Here is a 19,501-nt window from a genome sequence, read left to right as displayed (position 1 = left end):
TCATGAATCTTCCTGAAATAAGAAACGCCAATCTTGAAAGTTTTCTTGACAAACAGGAAATCGTCAAAGCTTTAATTGCTCAAATAAGCAAAGACTTAGGAATGTACGGCATAGAATTGCATTTCGAGGAAAACGCAAAAACCACCTACCAAATACTGCACAATGAATTGGTTTCAAAAATCGAAAACCTATTTAAAAACGATTCCAGTAGGTTATTTTCCATATTGTATAGGGTAGATATCTCAGAAAAAGACTTGGCATTGGCGGGCATTGAACTTCCAGATTATAACCATACTGAAATCGTCGCTCATCAAATAATTAAACGGGAATTAAAGAAGGTTTTGATTAGAAAATATTATAAAAATGAAGAGAATTAGAAACAAAGGCTTAAGGTTTTTAAAATCAATATTATCACTACTTATTTTTATAAATTCTACACAGACTTATTCTCAAAAAAACTTCAATAAAATCCTTTGGTATACGCAACCTGCAAAAGAATGGTCTGAAGCTTTACCTCTAGGAAATGGTCATCTTGGAGCAATGATATATGGTGATCCAATAAATGAACATATTCAACTCAACGAAAACACGCTTTACTCAGGCGATCCAGATAAAACATTCACAAATATCAATATTCGTGAAAAATTACCTGAAATAAACAAATTATTTGAAGAAGGAAAATACCTTGAAGCCCAAGCATTGGTTAAAACAAACTGGCTAGGAAGAAATCATCAACTTTACCAACCTATGTCTGACTTATGGATTGAGATGATTCATAAAAATGAAAAATATCAAAACTACAAAAGATCTCTCGACCTAAACACTGCCATTTCGGAAGTAGAATATCAAATTGACAATACCACCTATACCAGATCTTACTTTGCAAATTACTCTCAAAACCTCATTGTAATAAAAATCAAGAAGTCTGGAAAAGAAAAAATAAATTGTGAATTAAAACTAAGCACTTTACACACTCAGAATGCAAAAATTACCAGTAAAGCTAATAGGCTTTCTATAAGCTCCAAAGTGCCTGGCTTTGGCTTAAGAAGGAGTTTTGAGCAAGTCGAAAATGTCGGAGATCAACATAAATATCCCGAAATATTTGATAGTACTGGTTCTAGAATTCCTGGCAAAAAAAATTTATTATATAATGAAGAAATTGATTCTTTGGGAATGGCTTTTGAAACCAGAATTATGGTTAAAACAGAAAGTGGGGATATTGTTTTTGAAGATGATAAAATAAAGATTAGTAATTCGAATGAGGTAATAATTTACTTAAAAGCTGCCACAAGTTATAGAGGCTTTGATGTGAGTCCGAAAGACGATGGTCAAACCCCTACCAAAATATTAAATGAGGAGTTTAAGGAAATTTCCACTAGAACATATTCGGACTTTTTAAACGCTCACATTCAGGACTATCAATCACTATTCAAAAGGGTTGACATTAATTTAGCCAAGGAAACTTCCCAATCAAAATTACCAACTGACCAAAGAATTGAACTTTTTAATAATGCCCTTGACCCTTCTTTTCCTGAACTTTATTTCAATTTTGGTAGGTACCTTATGATATCAGGCTCAAGGCCTGGAGGGCAACCATTAAATTTACAAGGCCTTTGGAACGACCAACTCGTTCCAGTTTGGAATGGTGCTTATACCATAAATATCAATGCCCAAATGAATTATTGGCCAGCAGAAATCACCAACCTCTCTGAATGCCAAGAGCCTTTTTTTAAAGCGATAAAAGAATTAGCAATTAATGGTGAAAAAACAGCGAAAAACCTTTACGGAAATCAAGGTTGGGTAGCTCACCACAACATGGACATTTGGCGTCATACAGAACCTATTGACATTTGTACGTGCTCATTTTGGCCAATGGCAGCAGGTTGGCTTACGAGTCATTTTTGGGAAAAATATCTTTTTACTGGAGACAAAGATTTTTTAAAAAACGAAACCTACCCTTTATTAAAAGGTGCCACTTTATTTTATAAAGATTGGCTTATTGAAGACAAAAAAGGGTATTTATTAACCCCAGTTGGCCATTCGCCTGAGCATAATTTCAAATTTGAAAACAATAAACTTGCGAGTTATAGTCCCGGCCCCACAATGGACATGGCGATAATTAAGGAAACATTTAGCCGATACCTGGAAGCTTCAAAAACTTTGAATATAAATGATAGTTTAACAGAAGAAATACATTCTAAGCTTCCGAAACTTTTACCTTATCAAATAGGAAAATATGGCCAATTACAAGAATGGTCGGAGGATTTTGAAGATGGTGACATACAACATAGGCATTTTTCACATCTTTATGCTTTTTATCCCAGCAATCAGATAAATATTCGTGACAATCCAGAATTGACTTCAGCAGCCGAAAAAGTAATGGAAAGAAGAGGCGATGGTGCGTCAGGTTGGTCAATGGGATGGAAAGTAAACGTTTGGGCAAGGTTGAACGATGGAAATCATGCTATGATTTTATTAAAAAATCTTTTTAGACCCATTAAAAATCAAAAGGAGCACATGGCCGGAGGCGGAACCTATCCTAATCTTTTTTGTGCACATCCGCCTTTTCAAATCGATGGAAACTTTGGTGCTACAGCTGGGATTGCCGAAATGCTTCTTCAAAGTCATGCAGGCGAAATTCACCTCCTACCGGCATTGCCAGACGAATGGAAAACTGGCAAAGTGAAAGGTTTAAAAGCCAGAGGGGGATTTACGGTGGACATGGAATGGGAAAACGGAAAAGTTGTAAAAGCTTCAATATTATCTACTCTAGGCGGTACCGTAAAGATTAGAACGAACGAAAAGTTGAAAGGTCAAATTTACACTGATGAAACTTCGATTCTAAAAAACGAACTATTCGAATTTGTGGAAGCCGGAAACCCAATTATTAAGAATAAATCAATGCTAAAAACTATTCAACCAAAAGATAGCTTTGTTTTTAGCATTGATACAAAAAAAGGAGAAATTATTGAATTAAAAAATTAAGCTATACTCATTCTCAAAATCGCCTCCACAGCATCTGGGGTAATATCTTTTCTTTCGCCATATATCACGCCTCTCTCCGTAAAACGCTTTTTGATTTCTTGAATGGTCTCCTCTCCCACGCCATATACTGAGGCTTTTGTTGGAATTCCAATAGATTCATAAAATTCAATAGTTCTTTGAATCGCTTTTGCTATCAATTCCTCATCGGTTCCAGTTTCGTTCCACACTTTTTGAGCATATTGAATCATTTTGCCTTTTTTATCTTCTTTTTTGTATTTCATCAAATAAGGCAAAACTACAGCTAAAGAGCGGGCGTGGTCAACGCCATGAAGAGCCGTCAGTTCGTGTCCAATCTGGTGGGTAGCCCAATCTGTTGGAACACCTGTCGACAACAAACCATTCAAAGCTACAGTGGCTGCCCACATAAAATTACTCATAGCATCGTAATCTGTGCTATCTTTCATTACTTTCGGAGCCACTGTTATCAAAGTTCTTATAACACCTTCCGCAAATTCGTCTTGAATCATGGCATTTACAGGATAGGTTAAATATTGCTCCATCACGTGCGTAAATGCATCCGCAAGGCCATTGGCTATTTGATTTTTAGGCAAAGAAAAAGTGGTTTCGGGATCCAAAACAGAAAACTTAGGAAACAGCAAAGGACTTCCCATACCATATTTTTCTTTTGTAGATGCCTTTGAAATTACCGCCCCTGAATTCATTTCAGAGCCTGTAGCTGGTAAAGTCAAAACCGCTCCAAATGGTGTAGCTTTGTCATATTTTGTCTTTCTCAAAACGATATTATCCCACTCATTTCCTCCCTCAAAAGGTATTGCAGCTGAAATAAACTTTGTTCCGTCTAAAACTGAACCGCCACCAACAGAAAGTATAAAATCGACATTCTCTTTTCTTCCCAATTCTACTGCTTTCATTAAGGTCTCAAATGTCGGATTGGGCTCAATTCCTCCGAATTCTACAATTTCATATTCCGCCAAAGCAGCTTTTACTTGCTCATAAACGCCATTTTTGAATATACTTCCTCCACCATATGTGAGCAAGATTTTTGAACCAGAAGGAATATTTTTGGACAATAAAGCTATTGTATCTTTACCGAAAATTATTTTTACTGGATTGTAATACGAGAAATTTGAAATCATCTGCTTAGTTTTTTATCATTTAAAAGGTTAACAGAATTAATAGAGAAATAATTTTTATTTTTGGCAAAAAACCAATTAAAATGAGCTATTGCACTTATTGTAAAAACTTACCAGAAGACAACCATCATAGAATTTATCACGATAATCACTATGGATTTCCGATAGAAAGTGACAATGAGCTTTTCGAAAGATTTGTTTTTGAAATAAACCAAGCCGGCCTTTCTTGGGATTTAATCTTAAAAAAACAGGAGACTTTTCGGCAAGCCTATCACCGATTCAACATAGAAATTGTGGCAAGTTATGATGAAACCGAAATCGAAAGGCTTTTACATGACCCCGGCGTAATACGTAACAAACTGAAAGTCAATGCGGCCATTCATAATGCCAAAGAAATATTAAAACTTCAAGAAGAGTTTGGTTCTTTTAAAAATTGGATAGAACATCACCATCCAAAAACCAAAGAAGAGTGGGTGAAAATATTCAAAAAAACTTTTAAATTTACTGGTGGCGAGATAGTTAACGAATTCCTCATGAGTACGGGCTACCTCAAAGGAGCTCATGATGAAGATTGTCACATTTTAGACAAAATAAACAATGGCAAAAGCTAATTTAAAAACTACAGAAAACGAAGCTTCTGTTTCAGATTTTTTAAACAAAATCGAGAATGAAACCAGAAAAAAGGACTGTTTTACGGTTTCAAAATTTATGGAAGAAATCACCCATTTGCCTCCCAAAATGTGGGGCCCAGCAATAGTTGGTTTTGGATCATATCATTACAAATATGATAGTGGAAGAGAAGGCGATATGCTAAAAGTAGGTTTTTCACCAAGAAAAGAAGCTTTAACGCTTTATATTGGAGCAAATGCTGAAGAAAATAAAGAGCTTTTGGAAAAATTGGGAAAATACAAAACTGGAAAAGGCTGCCTTTATATTAAATCTCTGGATGATGTTGACCATAAGATTTTAAAGGAATTAATATCTAATGGTTTCAAAAGGGAAAACCCTTGTTAAACTATTTCGATAAACTTATTTTTCTATAGCCAGAATTTTAGAAAAAAAAGCTAATTTTAAAGCTTAAAACAACCCTAAATGAAAAAAACAACAGTAGTAAGCAAAGAAAACCTTTTGCCTTTTATTCTCATAACCTCACTATTCGCCCTTTGGGGTTTTGCCAACGACATCACCAATCCGATGGTTTCGGCTTTCAAAAAAGTACTCGAATTAAACAATACACAAGCATCTTGGGTGCAGGCAGCTTTTTACGGTGGATATTTTACGATGGCTTTACCTGCAGCTTATGTTATTAAAAAATACAGCTACAAAACTGGAATCATACTAGGCTTAGTCCTTTATGCATTTGGTGCAATACTTTTTTATCCAGCTGCAGCAATGGAAAATTACTATTTCTTCCTAGCCGCATTGTATATCCTTACTTTTGGCTTAGCTTTTCTCGAAACAACTGCCAACCCGTATATTTTATCAATGGGCTCTGAAGAAACAGCGACCCAAAGGTTAAACTTGGCTCAATCTTTCAACCCGCTCGGTGCATTATCTGGACTTTTTGTTGCTCAGACTTTTATTCTAAGTTCGTTACAATCAGACGATATTGATGCTCAAGGCAATAGCATTTATGAAACTTTGGAAGGAGCCGCAAAATCTGCTGTAAAAACTTCTGACTTAATGATCATCAGAAATCCTTACGTGGGTTTGGGTTTATTTGTGTTGTTGATGATTGTAATTATTGGCATCTCTAAAATGCCAGAAAACAAAGAAGCTGACGGTGCAAGTGGCATGTGGGAATCTATAAAAAGGATATTTAAAAAAGAACGATTTGTAGGTGGGGTTATATCCCAAATGTTTTATGTAGGAGCTCAGATTATGTGTTGGACATACATCTACCAATATGCTGAAAACCAAGGTATAAGCAACACCGATGCCGTAAATTATGCTTATGCCGCATTAATAATTTTCTTGATTGGAAGATTTATTTTCACTTATTTCTTGAAATTTATTGATTCAGGCAAATTGTTAATGATTCTTGCATTTTTAGCAATATTATTTTGTTCAGGAGCCATTTTTATTGAAGGACGTTGGGGGCTATATAGCTTGGTAATGATATCTTTTTGTATGTCTTTGATGTTTCCTACAATCTACGGCATTGCTTTGCATGGTTTGGGAGATGATGCAAAATACGCATCCGCTTTTTTGGTTATGGCGATAGTAGGTGGAGCATTTATGCCAATTTTACAAGGTTTAATCTTAGATTTTGGAGGGACTGGCTATGGCGATATTAAAATCCTAGGTGTTCCCGAAGTTAATTTTTCCTTCATTTTGCCTCTTTTATGTTTTGTAGTAGTTGCTATTTATGGATTCCGTACTTACAAGTATTACGGAGGAGATAAATAAAATTCATTGAACATAGTAAAAAAAATGAGGCTCTCAATTCTGAAAGCCTCATTTTTTATGTTAAAATATCAATTTTAAATCAATTGCCATCCTTCTCTTCTTTCTCTTGTAACAAATTGGTTAGCATCGTCATAGTTGGTAATTTTCATACTATTACCATCCCATAGCAACTTCTTACGACCATCAAAATCCATTCCATTACCAGATGTTTTGGCTTTTCCTAATCCATAACTTCTAATGGCCAAATTGCCCATTAAAACTGTCTCTGTCAAAGGTCCCGAATAATCGAAAGATGACGTCAGAGCTTTATGCTTTTTACCACCATAACCTTCTTTAATGGCATCACACCAAGATACTTGGTGTCCATATTCTGGAAGTTTTTCATTTGGATTAGAAGTTTTATAATCTTTTGGCATTTCTATTACATCACCATTGTTTTTATAAACTTTGGGCGTTAGGCCATAAGTACCACAAGTCATAATTCCTTTCGAACCTATTATCATTACACCATTTGCACTTCCGTTTTCACCAATGGAATCATTCGCAGGAATCAAATCTGGATGAAACGGCCTGATGCCGCCATCTGTCCATATCATTTTGATATCTTTCTTATTCTTTTTAGAAGCAGGAAACTTTAACTGCACATGTGCTGAAGGCGGGCATCCTTGTGGTATATATTCTGGCTGCCAATCTTTCAAAAATACCTGACCAACACTACATTCTACCTCAGTAGGATAGCCCAATTCCAATACTCTAAATGGGGGGTCGATTAGGTGACAGCCCATATCGCCAAGTGCTCCAGTACCAAAATTCCACCAGCCTCTCCACTTAAATGGATGATATAGAGGATGATAATCAACATATTCGGCAGGTCCAATGAACAAATCCCAATTGGCTTTGCTCATAGTTTCTGGCAACTCAGGCTTGGTAGTAGGCACCGGAATTCCTTGTGGCCAAACTGGACGATTGGTCCATACATAAACGGTGTCAACTGTGCCAATCAAGCCTTTTTTATGCCATTCAATCATTTGTTGTTGCCCAGGATTAGATGCTCCTTGGTTCCCCATTTGAGACACCATTTTATACTTACGAGCTGCTTCTGTAAGCATTCTGGTCTCGTAAATATTATGCGTCAATGGTTTTTGCACATATACATGATTGCCCAGCTGCATTGCAGTCATAGCCGCCACGCCATGCACGTGATCTGGTGTTGAAATCGTAACAGCGTCTATTTCCCCTTTCATCTGTTCCAACATCACCCTGAAATCAGAATAAAGTTTTGCCTTCGGAAATTTGTCAATTGCTGCTTTACATTGACCAGGATCTACATCACAGAGTGCAACAACATTTTCTGAACCATTGTTATAGGCATTAAAAATATCGGATCTTCCTTTTCCACCAGCACCTATAGCCGCTAGATTAAGTTTGTCACTTGGGGCTTTGAATCCTTTCCCTAATACGTGCCTCGGAACAATAAAAAAAGAACTTGCCGCTAACACGCCAGTCTTTAAAAATTCCCTACGACCACTTTCATTTTTCGATTTTTCCATATTTTAAATAAGATTGAATTATTAATGGTTAAATTATTAGTTTTGGTAAGGCAAAATATTTTCACTTATTGCTAAAACCATTTCAACTATAATATTAAGCACAAAATATTACTTCAGGAATAATTTTTAAAAAAATTTAAAAAAGTTTTACAGATACTTAATATTCAGAATAAAAATCGATGATTTTGAGACCTAAAAAACAAATAGTGTATTTTTGTAAAAAATAAAGAGCAAATGTCTAAAAAAAATAAAACCAAAGTAGAGCTTCCAAAAGTACACAAAGACTTGAATGGATTTGACGTAACTATAAACTCATTTGGGGAAATACAAATGTCTTATGACATCGAAAAAATCAATAATTTCTTGAACAGCAAAGTAGAAGACAAAAAACTTAAACATTTGAAAGATGATGAAGAGAAGGAATAGAGTTTCACATCGGAATCACCATTTTTCAAAAACTTCGTTTTATATTACTCATAAAAAGAAATAATTTGGTCTAAAATTGACTCAATTGATTTATAATTATGGGTTAGAAGCAGTAAGATTTAACCAAAAAGTGCTTTATAAAATTGGCAACTGTTTTTAAAGTAACATTCACTACTTAAAGCTTTTTTTAGAAGAAATAAATTTACATACCTATCATTAAAGTAAATTAATCTCAACGGCATTCAACTTGAAAATTCAAGCCAAATACTCTAAATACCAAGAGATTAAACATTAGACCTCATCTTGATTCTTTTCTCAATACTTCTTTCTCTCGAATCGAAGAATTCAGAAGCTTAACAACTTCAATTGCTTAATATTAGTACCAATAACCATTAAACTTAAGAAATAGAGCAAATTCCTTAAATATTAGGTATTTAATTACCGTAAAGTAAAATTCAAGCATCATAAAAGTTCAATAGTATAGAAATCGAAAATCATATTTTTACCTTTAGTGGAGTGAAATATTTTGTTTAAAATATTCAGAAAATACCATTCTTAATTTATACTTCATATTTTATGAAAAAATATGTTATAATTATCATCTTATGCTTTGCAGCTTTTCTGTCTATTGCTCAAACTTTGCCAAATCCAATTATATTTTGTACCCAAGTGCCACAACCAACCGACTTTGGCACTTCTTTGCAAACTTTTGGCAATCATCAAGCAAGTGTATATTCTGCACCAAGAGGTGGTGATTTGTATATCAGATATACCGATGGCTCTCTTAAAAACCTGACTGAAGCCGCAGGCTATGGCGAAAACACGGTGCAACAAGGTGCCGCCTCTATTGCAGTACGAGATCCTTCGGTGCATTGGTCTGGCACAAAAGTACTTTTCAGTATGGCTATTGGCTCTGCATCAGCTCGATATCAGGTTCAAAACTATACTTGGAAAATTTATGAAATTACAGGAATTGGGCAAAATGAAACGCCTGTGATTACCCTTGTTCCAAATCAACCTGTGGGCTACAATAATATTCAACCAATCTATGGTACTGATGAGCGAATAATATTTACCTCAGATATGCCCCGTGGCGGTATGGCACACCTATATCCACAGCATGACGAATACGAATCTTCTCCGATTGTATCGGGTATTTGGCGACTTGATCCGATTGCATGCTCAATCGCAAGTGGACTCGAAATGCTCACGCATTCGCCTTCTGGAGACTTTACCCCCAGCATTGACAATGCAGGAAGATTGATTTTTACACGCTGGGACCACATGCAGCGTGACCAACAAGCCGATGCTGACATTGAGAATATTTTGGGTAATACAGGAAATTATCTATATGGTACTTTCAATTATTCTGATGAAACTGCCGCTGCAAGCAAATCGAGTATTTTGCCAGATAATGAGATTTATCCTGAACCACGCCCTGGCCGAAATGATTTATTATCTCTACCACAATGGGCCAATACCAATCCATTAAACTTTAATGTTTTCAATCCATGGATGATGAATGAGGACGGAACGGAAATGGAGATTTTAAACCATCTCGGCAGGCACGATATGGGTAATTATATGACACAAAACTTTACGAATGACCCAAATTTGCATGATTTTTATGTTCCCATAAGTCCAACACCAATTCGGGCAATGTTTCATATTCAAGAATCGCCTGTAACTCCTGGTGTGTATTATGGCATAGAAGCACCAGAGTTTGGAACACATGGCTCTGGCATGGTAGTGAAAGTAAATGCTCCTCCCGGAATGCACCCAGAGCAAGTTACGTCTTCTTATGTCACGCATCCCGAAACTAGAAATGCAACTGATAATCCAAGCTTAAATCATTCAGGATTGTACCGTAATCCAATGCCACTTTCAGATGGCCAAGTGTTGGTTGCTCACTCATATTCAACGCAAGAAGACCAAAATATTGGAACTTCGAATGCACCTGTAAGTAAATACGACTACAGAATTCGGCTTTTAGAATCGGCTGGAAATGGATATTTAAAAGCAAATACTGCTATCACTGGTGCAGGTATATCAAAATCAGTTTCATGGTGGAGCCCCGACGAGCTTTATACCTATAATGGATTGCTTTGGGAGGTCTATCCTGTGGAAGTAAAAGTTAGACAAAAGCCAATAAATCCAACAATAAATTTGGAATCAGTTGCTCAATCCGAACAATCACTTTTTACAAATGCGGGAGTAAATCTTCATGATTTTCGTAAGTTTTTGAGTCGAAATAACCTTTCTGTACTTGCTATCAGAGATGTGACCAGTAGAGATGACCAAGACACGCAACAACCTTTTAATCTGAGAGTTGACGGTGGATCCCACCAAACCATAAACCCTGCACATCCCAATGGAATTTATGATGTAAAGCACCTTCAATTTTTACAAAACGACCAAATCAGAGGCATTGGAGGAATAAATACACCAAAAGCTGGAAGACGTGGTATTGCAAGATTTTTACATGACCCAACTGCCATGACGTATAACCCACCAAGTACTGGGGCACAAGGAAGTGCTAATGTTCATCCTGATGGCTCTGTGGCAATGATTGTTCCTGCAAAAAGAGCCTTGACATGGCAGTTAACAGATGCCAATAACAAGGGAATAGTGAGAGAAAGACTTTGGTTAAGTACAAGACCTGGAGAAATACGCACCTGTACTTCTTGTCATGGTGAAAGTACGCTGAATCAAGCTGGGCTAACTTCGCCAACAAATGCTCCTCAGGCACTGACAACTTTGCTTAATTATGTCAAAACCATTGATAGTGATGCCGATGGAATTAAGGATATTTATGATGCTTTTCCAAATGACCCAGCAAAGCATATTGCAGAACCTGTTAATGAAAAATTTATTTCAAACTTGAGCAACTTTCTTAATCAAAACCCTGATAATGATGCTATTACATGGACAACCCAAAGTACTACTTGTAATGCAAATTCAGCAATGATTAATAATCGTGCTGCGGATAATACTGGAAAGATAGACAGACTAAAACGTTTTGTTGACCTTTCAAATATGGATTATGCCAAACTTTCTTTTGATGTTGCATATGCTCGATATGACGCCTCAAAATTTGACAGATTTAAAGTATACGCCATATTATGCGATGGGACACAGCAATTAATTTATGATAAAGCAGGAAGTGCTTTAGCAACTGCTCCTGACCAAACGACGCTTTTCACGCCAATAGACTGCAACCAATGGCGTAAAGAAGTCATAGATTTGAATGCTTTTGCAGGAAAAACATTCGAACTGGTTTTTGAAGATATTGGTGGCTGGGGAAATCGCTTGTTTCTGGACAATATTTTGATTCAAGAAATTGACATTTCACCTCCATGTCCAAACACACAGACATTTTCTGGGAATTTAGTTGCAGGACAGTATAATGCTGCAACGACAATTACAACCCAAAACGGCGTGCAAACAAAAGTTTTTAGCGGAACTAATGTAACCTTTAATGGAGGAAACTCCGTAACCTTGCAAGCAGGTTTTGAAGCAGAAAATGGATGCGGTTTCAAAGCATATATTGGTGGCTGTGGATATTAAATAAGAAGGTGTCTTTTTTTAATAAAAATGGAGTAATAAAATTAAAAAACGAATTGATTAATAAATATGCCAATTAACTAAAAATTGGATTTTAACATTTTCTAAGCGTCATTAAATTATATCGAAACTTTATAATTAACCTAAACTAAACTCTGGTAAAATTTTTGCTAGAGTTTTTTTAATTCATAATAACATATAAAATCTAATTTAATGAAACCCACATTTATTAAGTTCACTTTAATACTTTTAATAATTTCAATTGCTGTCGCTGCACAAAAAAATCCCAACGCTGAATATGGAAAAGTTTCACTTCAAGAATTGTCCAAAACAAAATATGAAATAGATTCAACAGCGGATGCAATTGTGCTTTATGAAAAAGCCGAATCCTATTTTGTTTATGATGACAATATTGGTTTTCAGATAGAAACAGAGTATTTTATTAGAAAAAAAATCTTAAAACCATCAGCTTTCGAATTAGGAATAATCAAAGTACCACTTTATAAAAACGCTTATAACGAAAGTCAAGTTTTGCGTAATCTTAAAGGCACAACTTATTGGATGAAAAATGGAGGTTTAAATAAAATTGAAATATCAAAAAAAGATATATTCGAAGAAAAATTAACCAACACTTACTATCAGACCAAAGTTACTTTCCCGAATGTAGTTGAAGGTTGTATAATCGAATATTCTTATATTATTACAACACCTATGAGAATCCGTGACAAACCTGAAATTTGGTATTTCCAAGGTAACATTCCTACTCTTTGGAGCCAATACAACTTAACAGTCCCCTCCTATTTATACTACCAAATCATTTTGGGCGGATATTTACCCCTAGTTGAAAATTCCAGCGAGAAAGCCACCGTCTCCATGGGTAATTCAAAACTAGATACTTATGGCACTAAATATTCATTTTCAGTGGCTAACGCTCCAGCATTTAGAACGGAACCTTATATAAGTACCAAAAATGATTATATTTCAAAAATTGAATTCGAACTATCAAGTACAAGTATCCCAGAATCTTATACTAAAAACTATTCATTAAACTGGGAAGACATCAATAAAACCTTAAGTTTTCATGATAATTTTGGCATTAAACTTAAAAAATCTAATTATCTAAAAGAAATAGTTTCGAATTTTGCAGCAATAAAAAACCCGGCCGAGAAACTCCAAAAGGTTTATTATTATATGGCAAAACAAGTTGAAACTGACTATAGCCACTCAAGTATCTATGCCGGTGACCTCAAAAAAGTATTAGAGAACAAAAAAGGAACTGCATCTGAGCAAAATCTTATGCTAACCGCATTGTTACGAGAAATGGACTTCAAGGCTACTCCTGTTATTCTCAGTACAAGAGATAACGGAAAAATAAATCAAGCATTCCCACTTTTGGACAAATTTAATTATACCATTTGCAGAGTTGAACTGGACGGAAAATTCTACAATCTTGACTTAAGTGATCAAAATCTTAAAATGGGAATGTTGCCCTACGAATGTCTCAATGGGGATGGAAGAGAAATTAATAATCAAAGTGGAAATTTTGTAGATCTAAAACCCAATGAGAAATACAAAAACTATGAAGTAGTAGAAGCCAAAATAGATCCAAAATCTGGTAAAATGATAGGTAAAATAGAGGAGAATTCAGTTGGATATTTTGCTTATTCTCGGCGAAAAGAATTAAAAAAATATGGTATAGAGGAATTTAAAAAATCCTATCAAAAAGAGTTTCAAAACATTTCTGTGTTTAATTTAGAACTCCAAAACTTTGAAGAAATAGAAAAACTGTCAATCATCAAGATGAATTTTGAATCCAATGATGAATTCGCTGGCGAGGATATGATATACCTTAATCCTATGATTAGAGGAAAAGTAAGCGAAAACCCATTTAAACTACCCGAAAGAAGCTATCCAGTAGATTTTGGCTATGGCACAGATTTAACCTATAAATACTCTTTAGAAATACCCAAAGATTTCGAAGTAGAATCTTTGCCTAAAAACTCCAACGTTGTATTATCTGACAAAAGTGCTCAGTTTATATACAATTGTACATTTGATCAAAACACAAACAAAATCAATCTAATCAGCAAAATAGTACTTAAAAATCCGATTTATTACGCTGAACAATACCACGAGCTAAAAGAACTTTATAATATCATTGTTCAAAAACATGATGAACAAATAGTTTTAAAAAGAAAATAATCCTAATAGAATTATAGAAATATGAAAAAAATCCTAATTCCAATTTTCTGTTTTTTGACAAATAGTCTCATTGGACAAACAAACTTTTCGGTTTCAAATATTCCAGATAACTTAAAACAAAATGCGGATGCAGTAGTAAGGTTTGACGATACAGAGTTTATTATTGAAAATTATTCAAAAATAGTAACCAAACACCACTGGGCAGTAACGATTTTTAATGAAAATGGAGAGGATAATTATGCCATGTTTAGGGCAGATTACGATAAATTCAAAAAAGTCAAGAAAATAGAAGGCACGCTTTATGATAAATCTGGAGAGCAATTAAAAAAACTCAAGAATACTGACATTGAAGACGTTAGCTTAAATATCAGTAGCGAATATGTATCCGACAATAGAGCCAAAATAGCAAAGTTTGACAAAAAGTTTTATCCATATCCTTACACATTAGAATTTAGTTATGAAGACGAATCTTCCAACACCATGTTTTACCCTGTTTGGGATCCAATTCCGAACGAAAAGACAGCTATACAAAATTCTACTTTTATTGTAAAAACTGCCAATGATATTACATATAGAAAAAAGGAGATAAATATCAAAAAAGCGTCAACAATTAACTCTGATGGCAAATTCAAAATAGAAAAATGGGAAGTTAAAGATTTAAATCTTTACGAATCCGAAAAATATTCATTGAACAATTCCACTCCAATCGTATTTTTTGCTCCAACTAAATACTATGTAGATGGATTTTCAGGAAATGCAAATTCGTGGAACGACATAGCAAACTTTTATTATGCTGTAAATAAAGGTAGAGATGAGCTCCCTCAAACAACCATAGAAAAATTGAATGATGTCATAAAAAACGAAAATAACCCAAAAGTAAAAGTCAAAAAAATATACGAATTTATGCAATCTCAAACTCGCTACTTCTTGGTAGCTTTGGGCATTGGAGGATGGCAGTCAATACCAGCTTACGAAGTAGGAGAAAAAGGTTATGGCGACTGTAAAGCCCTCACAAACTTCACGATAGCTCTTCTGAAACACGCTGGCATAAAAGCTTATCCAGCCTTAATATATGCCGACGATGCAGGCAAAAACAAATTCGAATATGAGGATTTTCCACGGATGATGTTTAATCATGTAATAGCTTGCGTGCCTTTCGAAAAAGATACTATTTGGCTAGAATGTACCAGCCAAACAAATCCAACGGGTTATCTAGGTTCATTTACAGGAAACCGAAAAGCACTCTTGGTAAAAGAAAATACTGGAAAACTAATAAATACCCAAAATTATTCTTCAGAAAAAAACCTTCAAAAAAGAGAAGCCAAAGTAAAGTTTGAAGAAAACGGCAGTGCGATTGTAAATATAAAAACTACTTATTTTGGTCTTCAGCAAGAAACAAAAACTTCAGTTTTGAATCAGCTTAGCACATCACAACAAAAGGATTGGTTGCATAAAAATCTTGAGATTCCAAATTTCGAAATTTTAGCTTTCAATTTAAATTCAGAAAAATCTGACTTACCTAAACTTTATGAAGAAATTGAACTTATAGCTTCTAGATATGCATCCTTTAGTGGAAACAGACTTTTCATAAAACCCAATATGCTTAGTCGATTCGTTTCTAATCCCGTCGAGACCAATCCCAGGGAAACACCATTATTTTTAAATCCAAATTACTATTCATTCAATGATGAAGACTTACTTGAATTTGAGATCCCAGATGGATACAAATCTGAATTTTTACCAAAAGAGGTAAATATGCAGAAAAATTTTGGAAAATACTCTTCTTCCAGCCAAATTATAGATAACAAACTTATTTATAAAAGGTCTTTGATATTAAAAGGAGGGGAATATTTGATAGAAGATTATTCTGTGTGGTTAGAATTCATAAAAGCAGTTAACAAAGCTGACAATCAGAAAGCAGTATTCATTAAAACAATTTAATATTGGCAAAATTATATTTCATTGTCGATAAAAATATCAATGTTGTCATTTCAATGTAGCGTTTAATAGAGTTGTTTGAATTGATAAAAGCCTATTTTGTAGATTTGCCTATCATTTATTCAACCATGAAATAATCCTTTTATTTGAAAAAGGGAAAAATGCCAGTCTTTTGTTAGACTGGTTTTTTTTTGATAAAAATCTTAGCTTTCCATTTTTTTTTAAGCTTTTACGATTTCTTTTATATCTTTGCCTCATGGAAAATTTCGTAGTATCTGCTCGTAAATATCGCCCGGTCACTTTTGATTCGGTAGTTGGGCAGTCGCACATTACAACCACACTACGTAATGCCATAAAATCAAATCAGTTAGCTCAAGCATTCCTTTTTACAGGACCGAGAGGTGTCGGAAAAACTACATGTGCAAGAATATTGGCTAAAACCATAAACTGCCTTGATGTTAACGAAAACACCGAGCCTTGTAACAAATGTGCATCATGTAAGAACTTTGACCAAAATGCATCTTTTAACATTCATGAACTCGATGCCGCGTCAAACAACTCGGTTGAAGACATTCGTAATTTGATAGATCAGGTACGTTTCCCTCCTCAAGATGGAAAATACAAAGTATATATCATAGATGAGGTTCACATGCTTTCACAGGCTGCATTCAATGCATTCCTAAAGACTTTGGAGGAACCACCTTCTTATGCTATTTTCATTTTAGCCACTACTGAAAAACACAAAATACTTCCTACTATTTTGAGTAGATGTCAAATATTTGATTTCAATCGAATCCAAATCAAAGACATGTCTCAGCATCTAGCCAAAATTGCCGAAAAAGAAAATATTTCTTTTGAAGAAGAGGCCCTAGAACTTATCGCTTTAAAAGCCGACGGAGGTCTAAGAGATGCTTTGTCTATGTTTGACCTGAATGTAACTTTTTCATCGGATAGAAAACTTTCATACAAAAACGTTCTCGAAAACCTGCATGTTTTAGATTATGACTATTATCTAAAAATGTTAGATGCACTTTATGAAGGTGGCATAACAGACGTTTTACTTATTCTAAACGAAATCATCGTCAAAGGATTTGATGTACATCAATTTGTAGTTGGATTGAACGAACATTTCCGAAATGTATTAGTGTGTAAAGAACCTAGTACATTAGAAATTCTCGAAGTTTCTGAAAGCATTAAACAGAAATATGCTGAACAAGCCAAAAGGATTTCAACAGGCTTCCTTCTATCTGCATTGAGCGTAGGTTCAAATATTGACATTAATTTCAAATCTTCGAAAAACCAGAGACTCCATGTAGAAATTGGTCTTCTGAAATTGTCACAAATTAATGCCGTTCTTAATTTATCAGGTCTTCCAGATGGTGAAGGCCAAAAAAAAAAGTTGACGGAAGCTTAACTATCGCTCAAAAAGAGACAATTGAAACTAAAGTTGACCAGGCTCTTGTTTCAAAACCATCCATCCCAACAAATACTGAAAACCCTTTGTCTTTTAGAAAACCTGGCCTTAAAAGTTTAAAGTCCGTGCTTGCTATGCAAGACCAAATGGTAAGCAAGGAATCTACGACAGAAAAAACAGAAATCTCCTCAGGCATTCAAACGCAAGCATTTACAAAACCAATGGCTATAGGAGCATTGGTAGATTATGCCAATGAACGTTCATCGCAAACTGAAAAAATGGTGGCTATGAGTGATTTTGAAATGGACAAAGAAAATCTGAAATTTAAACTTTCGAACAAAATACTACACGATGTATTCTTCGAAAAACGTCAAGAAATGGCAGATTTTCTGAGAAAAAAACTGCACAATGCCAATATTCAGCTAGAAGCATACATAACAGCTGAAGAAACCAAAGCCAAACCAAGAACAGAGCAAGAGAAATTTGAGTCAATGGCGTTAAAAAATCCTGAAATTTGGAAACTAAAAGAAGCTTTAGGTTTAGATCTTCTTTTCTAAAAAAGGCTAATTAAACTTTTCCAAACAAAGTTATTTTTCGAATGCATCTTAGAAAAAAACCATATTCAACTTATATTTGCAAAAAAAACTCGAATTATGTCTTTAAGAATAGCTATCGGTGGTGACCATGCTGGTTTCGAATACAAACAAATGATTTTAAAATGGCTTCAAGAGCAAAACTTCCAAACGGCAGACTTTGGACCATACACTTCTGATTCAGTAGATTATCCTGATACGGCACATCCTTTAGCTCAAGCAATAGAAGATAAAAAATATGATTTGGGTATTTTGATCTGTGGAAGCGGAAATGGCGTATGTATGACAGCAAACAAACATCAAGGCATAAGAGCAGGCTTGGCATGGAACAAAGAAGTGGTGGAATTAATAAGGATGCACAATGATGCAAACGTTATGTGTTTGCCTGCCAGATTTATCACGGCAGACCAAGCCTTGGATTTTGCTAAAATATTTATAAACACCGAGTTTGAAGGTGGAAGGCATGCCACCAGAGTTGGAAAAATTTCTTGTTAAATATTGAATTTCCCAAAACAATTGGTGTGATTTTTGTGTTAAAATTCAGAGCAAAAAAAATAAAAACAAATATTTTTATCAGACGTAGCAACCTTTTCACATTTTTTAACGTCTAATAGATTAAATAGTAGAACATTTTATTATATATTTGTAAAAAAAGAAAATTAGTATAGATTAAATTTTACCTCGTTGAGAATTCTTTCAAAAATATTAGTAACAATGACTGTTGCCTTTTTGGCTTCAAGTATTGTTTTTGCTCAGAAAGATGAGTCGAGGTTAAACATCGGTCAATCTCCTAAAAAAACTACCGTAAGCAATAGTATCCTATCCAAAGGAACTAACCTTCCAAAAAGTATTTCTTACAACTCTAAAAATAACTACACGTTATTTTATAGAAATTTATTGTTAAACACCAAGACAAATCAGGTAGACAGTAAAGTTGTTTCAAATCAAACCCAAGAAGCTGAAAGTGAAGTTATAAAACTTTCCAATATTTATCCAAATCCAGCAAGCAGTTTCGCTTACATTGATTATTCTATTAATGGAAGTTTCAATTCTGCTAATATTTCTTTTTTCAACTTATTGGGAAAACAAGTAGCTGAGTATCCCCTTAGCAAATATTCAGATAAATTAAAAGTGGGAACTTCTACTTGGGAATCTGGTATATACATGTATCAATTGATTATTGATGGAAAAAAAATCTCTACAAAAAAGTTACTTGTAAGGCACAATTAAGGTTTATTTCTCCCCATCTCTAATTTTTACCATTCT

At 34.7% G+C, this 19,501-nt stretch carries 15 protein-coding genes; 13 read left to right on the top strand and 2 right to left on the bottom strand.

All coding sequences use genetic code 11. The features are described from left to right. The first annotated feature begins 2 nt into the window (after positions 1-2). Positions 3-377 (top strand): hypothetical protein, encoded by a 375-nt coding sequence (locus tag EGI22_RS23705; protein WP_255071186.1) that lies wholly within the window; start codon positions 3-5, stop codon positions 375-377. Next, complete coding sequence (locus EGI22_RS23700) at positions 364-2,985, top strand: glycoside hydrolase N-terminal domain-containing protein (RefSeq protein ID WP_255071184.1); 2,622 nt, start codon at positions 364-366, stop codon at positions 2,983-2,985. Before EGI22_RS23705 ends, EGI22_RS23700 begins: the two co-directional genes overlap by 14 nt. Here EGI22_RS23700 and EGI22_RS23695 read toward each other — a convergent pair. Further along, positions 2,982-4,142: an iron-containing alcohol dehydrogenase gene (locus EGI22_RS23695; RefSeq protein WP_262925464.1), complete on the bottom strand. Its 1,161-nt coding sequence runs from the start codon at positions 4,140-4,142 to the stop codon at positions 2,982-2,984. The two genes, EGI22_RS23700 and EGI22_RS23695, sit on opposite strands and share 4 nt — an antisense overlap. A gap of 80 nt (positions 4,143-4,222) precedes the next feature. Between EGI22_RS23695 and EGI22_RS23690 the strand changes: the two genes are divergently transcribed. The 3 genes from EGI22_RS23690 (at position 4,223) to fucP (ending at position 6,548) form a co-directional block, all read left to right on the top strand. Then, positions 4,223-4,750 carry a DNA-3-methyladenine glycosylase I gene (locus tag EGI22_RS23690; protein ID WP_255071183.1) on the top strand — a complete coding sequence of 176 codons (528 nt, stop codon included), beginning with the start codon at positions 4,223-4,225 and terminating at the stop codon, positions 4,748-4,750. Then, positions 4,737-5,153, top strand: coding sequence for a DUF1801 domain-containing protein (locus tag EGI22_RS23685; protein ID WP_255071182.1), 417 nt, complete (start codon positions 4,737-4,739; stop codon positions 5,151-5,153). The genes EGI22_RS23690 and EGI22_RS23685 overlap by 14 nt, the downstream gene beginning before the upstream one ends. Before the next feature lie 78 nt (positions 5,154-5,231). Further along, a complete protein-coding gene (gene fucP / locus EGI22_RS23680) occupies positions 5,232-6,548 on the top strand; it encodes an L-fucose:H+ symporter permease (RefSeq protein ID WP_255071181.1) in 1,317 nt (438 codons plus the stop codon). A gap of 74 nt (positions 6,549-6,622) precedes the next feature. On the opposite strand, the gene EGI22_RS23675 is transcribed toward fucP, so the two are convergent. Next, the gene (locus tag EGI22_RS23675; RefSeq protein WP_255071180.1) at positions 6,623-8,098 is read right to left on the bottom strand and encodes a Gfo/Idh/MocA family protein; all 1,476 of its coding nucleotides are present in this window, start codon (positions 8,096-8,098) and stop codon (positions 6,623-6,625) included. A 234-nt stretch (positions 8,099-8,332) separates the two neighbouring features. Here EGI22_RS23675 and EGI22_RS23670 point away from each other — a divergent pair, with 234 nt between their 5' ends. From EGI22_RS23670 to EGI22_RS23635, 8 genes are all read left to right on the top strand, one after another. Then, a complete protein-coding gene (locus EGI22_RS23670) occupies positions 8,333-8,524 on the top strand; it encodes a hypothetical protein (RefSeq protein ID WP_255071179.1) in 192 nt (63 codons plus the stop codon). A gap of 576 nt (positions 8,525-9,100) precedes the next feature. Further along, on the top strand, positions 9,101-12,091 hold the full coding sequence (locus EGI22_RS23665; RefSeq protein WP_255071177.1) for a 3-coathanger stack domain-containing protein: 2,991 nt from the start codon (positions 9,101-9,103) through the stop codon (positions 12,089-12,091). Between the two features lie 210 nt (positions 12,092-12,301). Beyond that, a complete protein-coding gene (locus EGI22_RS23660; protein WP_255071175.1) occupies positions 12,302-14,290 on the top strand; it encodes a transglutaminase domain-containing protein in 1,989 nt (662 codons plus the stop codon). Positions 14,291-14,311: 21 nt separating this feature from the next. Beyond that, positions 14,312-16,231 (top strand): DUF3857 domain-containing protein, encoded by a 1,920-nt coding sequence (locus EGI22_RS23655; RefSeq protein ID WP_255071174.1) that lies wholly within the window; start codon positions 14,312-14,314, stop codon positions 16,229-16,231. A 253-nt stretch (positions 16,232-16,484) separates the two neighbouring features. After that, positions 16,485-17,642 (top strand): DNA polymerase III subunit gamma/tau, encoded by a 1,158-nt coding sequence (locus EGI22_RS23650; RefSeq protein ID WP_255071172.1) that lies wholly within the window; start codon positions 16,485-16,487, stop codon positions 17,640-17,642. 86 nt (positions 17,643-17,728) lie between these two features. Continuing rightward, the gene (locus EGI22_RS23645; protein WP_255071171.1) at positions 17,729-18,199 is read left to right on the top strand and encodes a hypothetical protein; all 471 of its coding nucleotides are present in this window, start codon (positions 17,729-17,731) and stop codon (positions 18,197-18,199) included. Positions 18,200-18,295: 96 nt separating this feature from the next. Beyond that, positions 18,296-18,730 (top strand): ribose 5-phosphate isomerase B, encoded by a 435-nt coding sequence (rpiB, locus tag EGI22_RS23640; protein ID WP_255071170.1) that lies wholly within the window; start codon positions 18,296-18,298, stop codon positions 18,728-18,730. Positions 18,731-18,949: 219 nt separating this feature from the next. Beyond that, positions 18,950-19,465, top strand: a complete 516-nt coding sequence (locus tag EGI22_RS23635; RefSeq protein WP_255071168.1) for a T9SS type A sorting domain-containing protein — start codon at positions 18,950-18,952, stop codon at positions 19,463-19,465. Positions 19,466-19,501: the final 36 nt, after the last annotated feature.

Source organism: Lacihabitans sp. LS3-19 (assembly GCF_024343575.1).
Classification (GTDB): Bacteria; Bacteroidota; Bacteroidia; order Cytophagales; family Spirosomataceae; genus Leadbetterella.
Note: the sequence above shows the minus strand (reverse complement) of the source record. Positions and strands in the feature narration are given on the sequence as shown.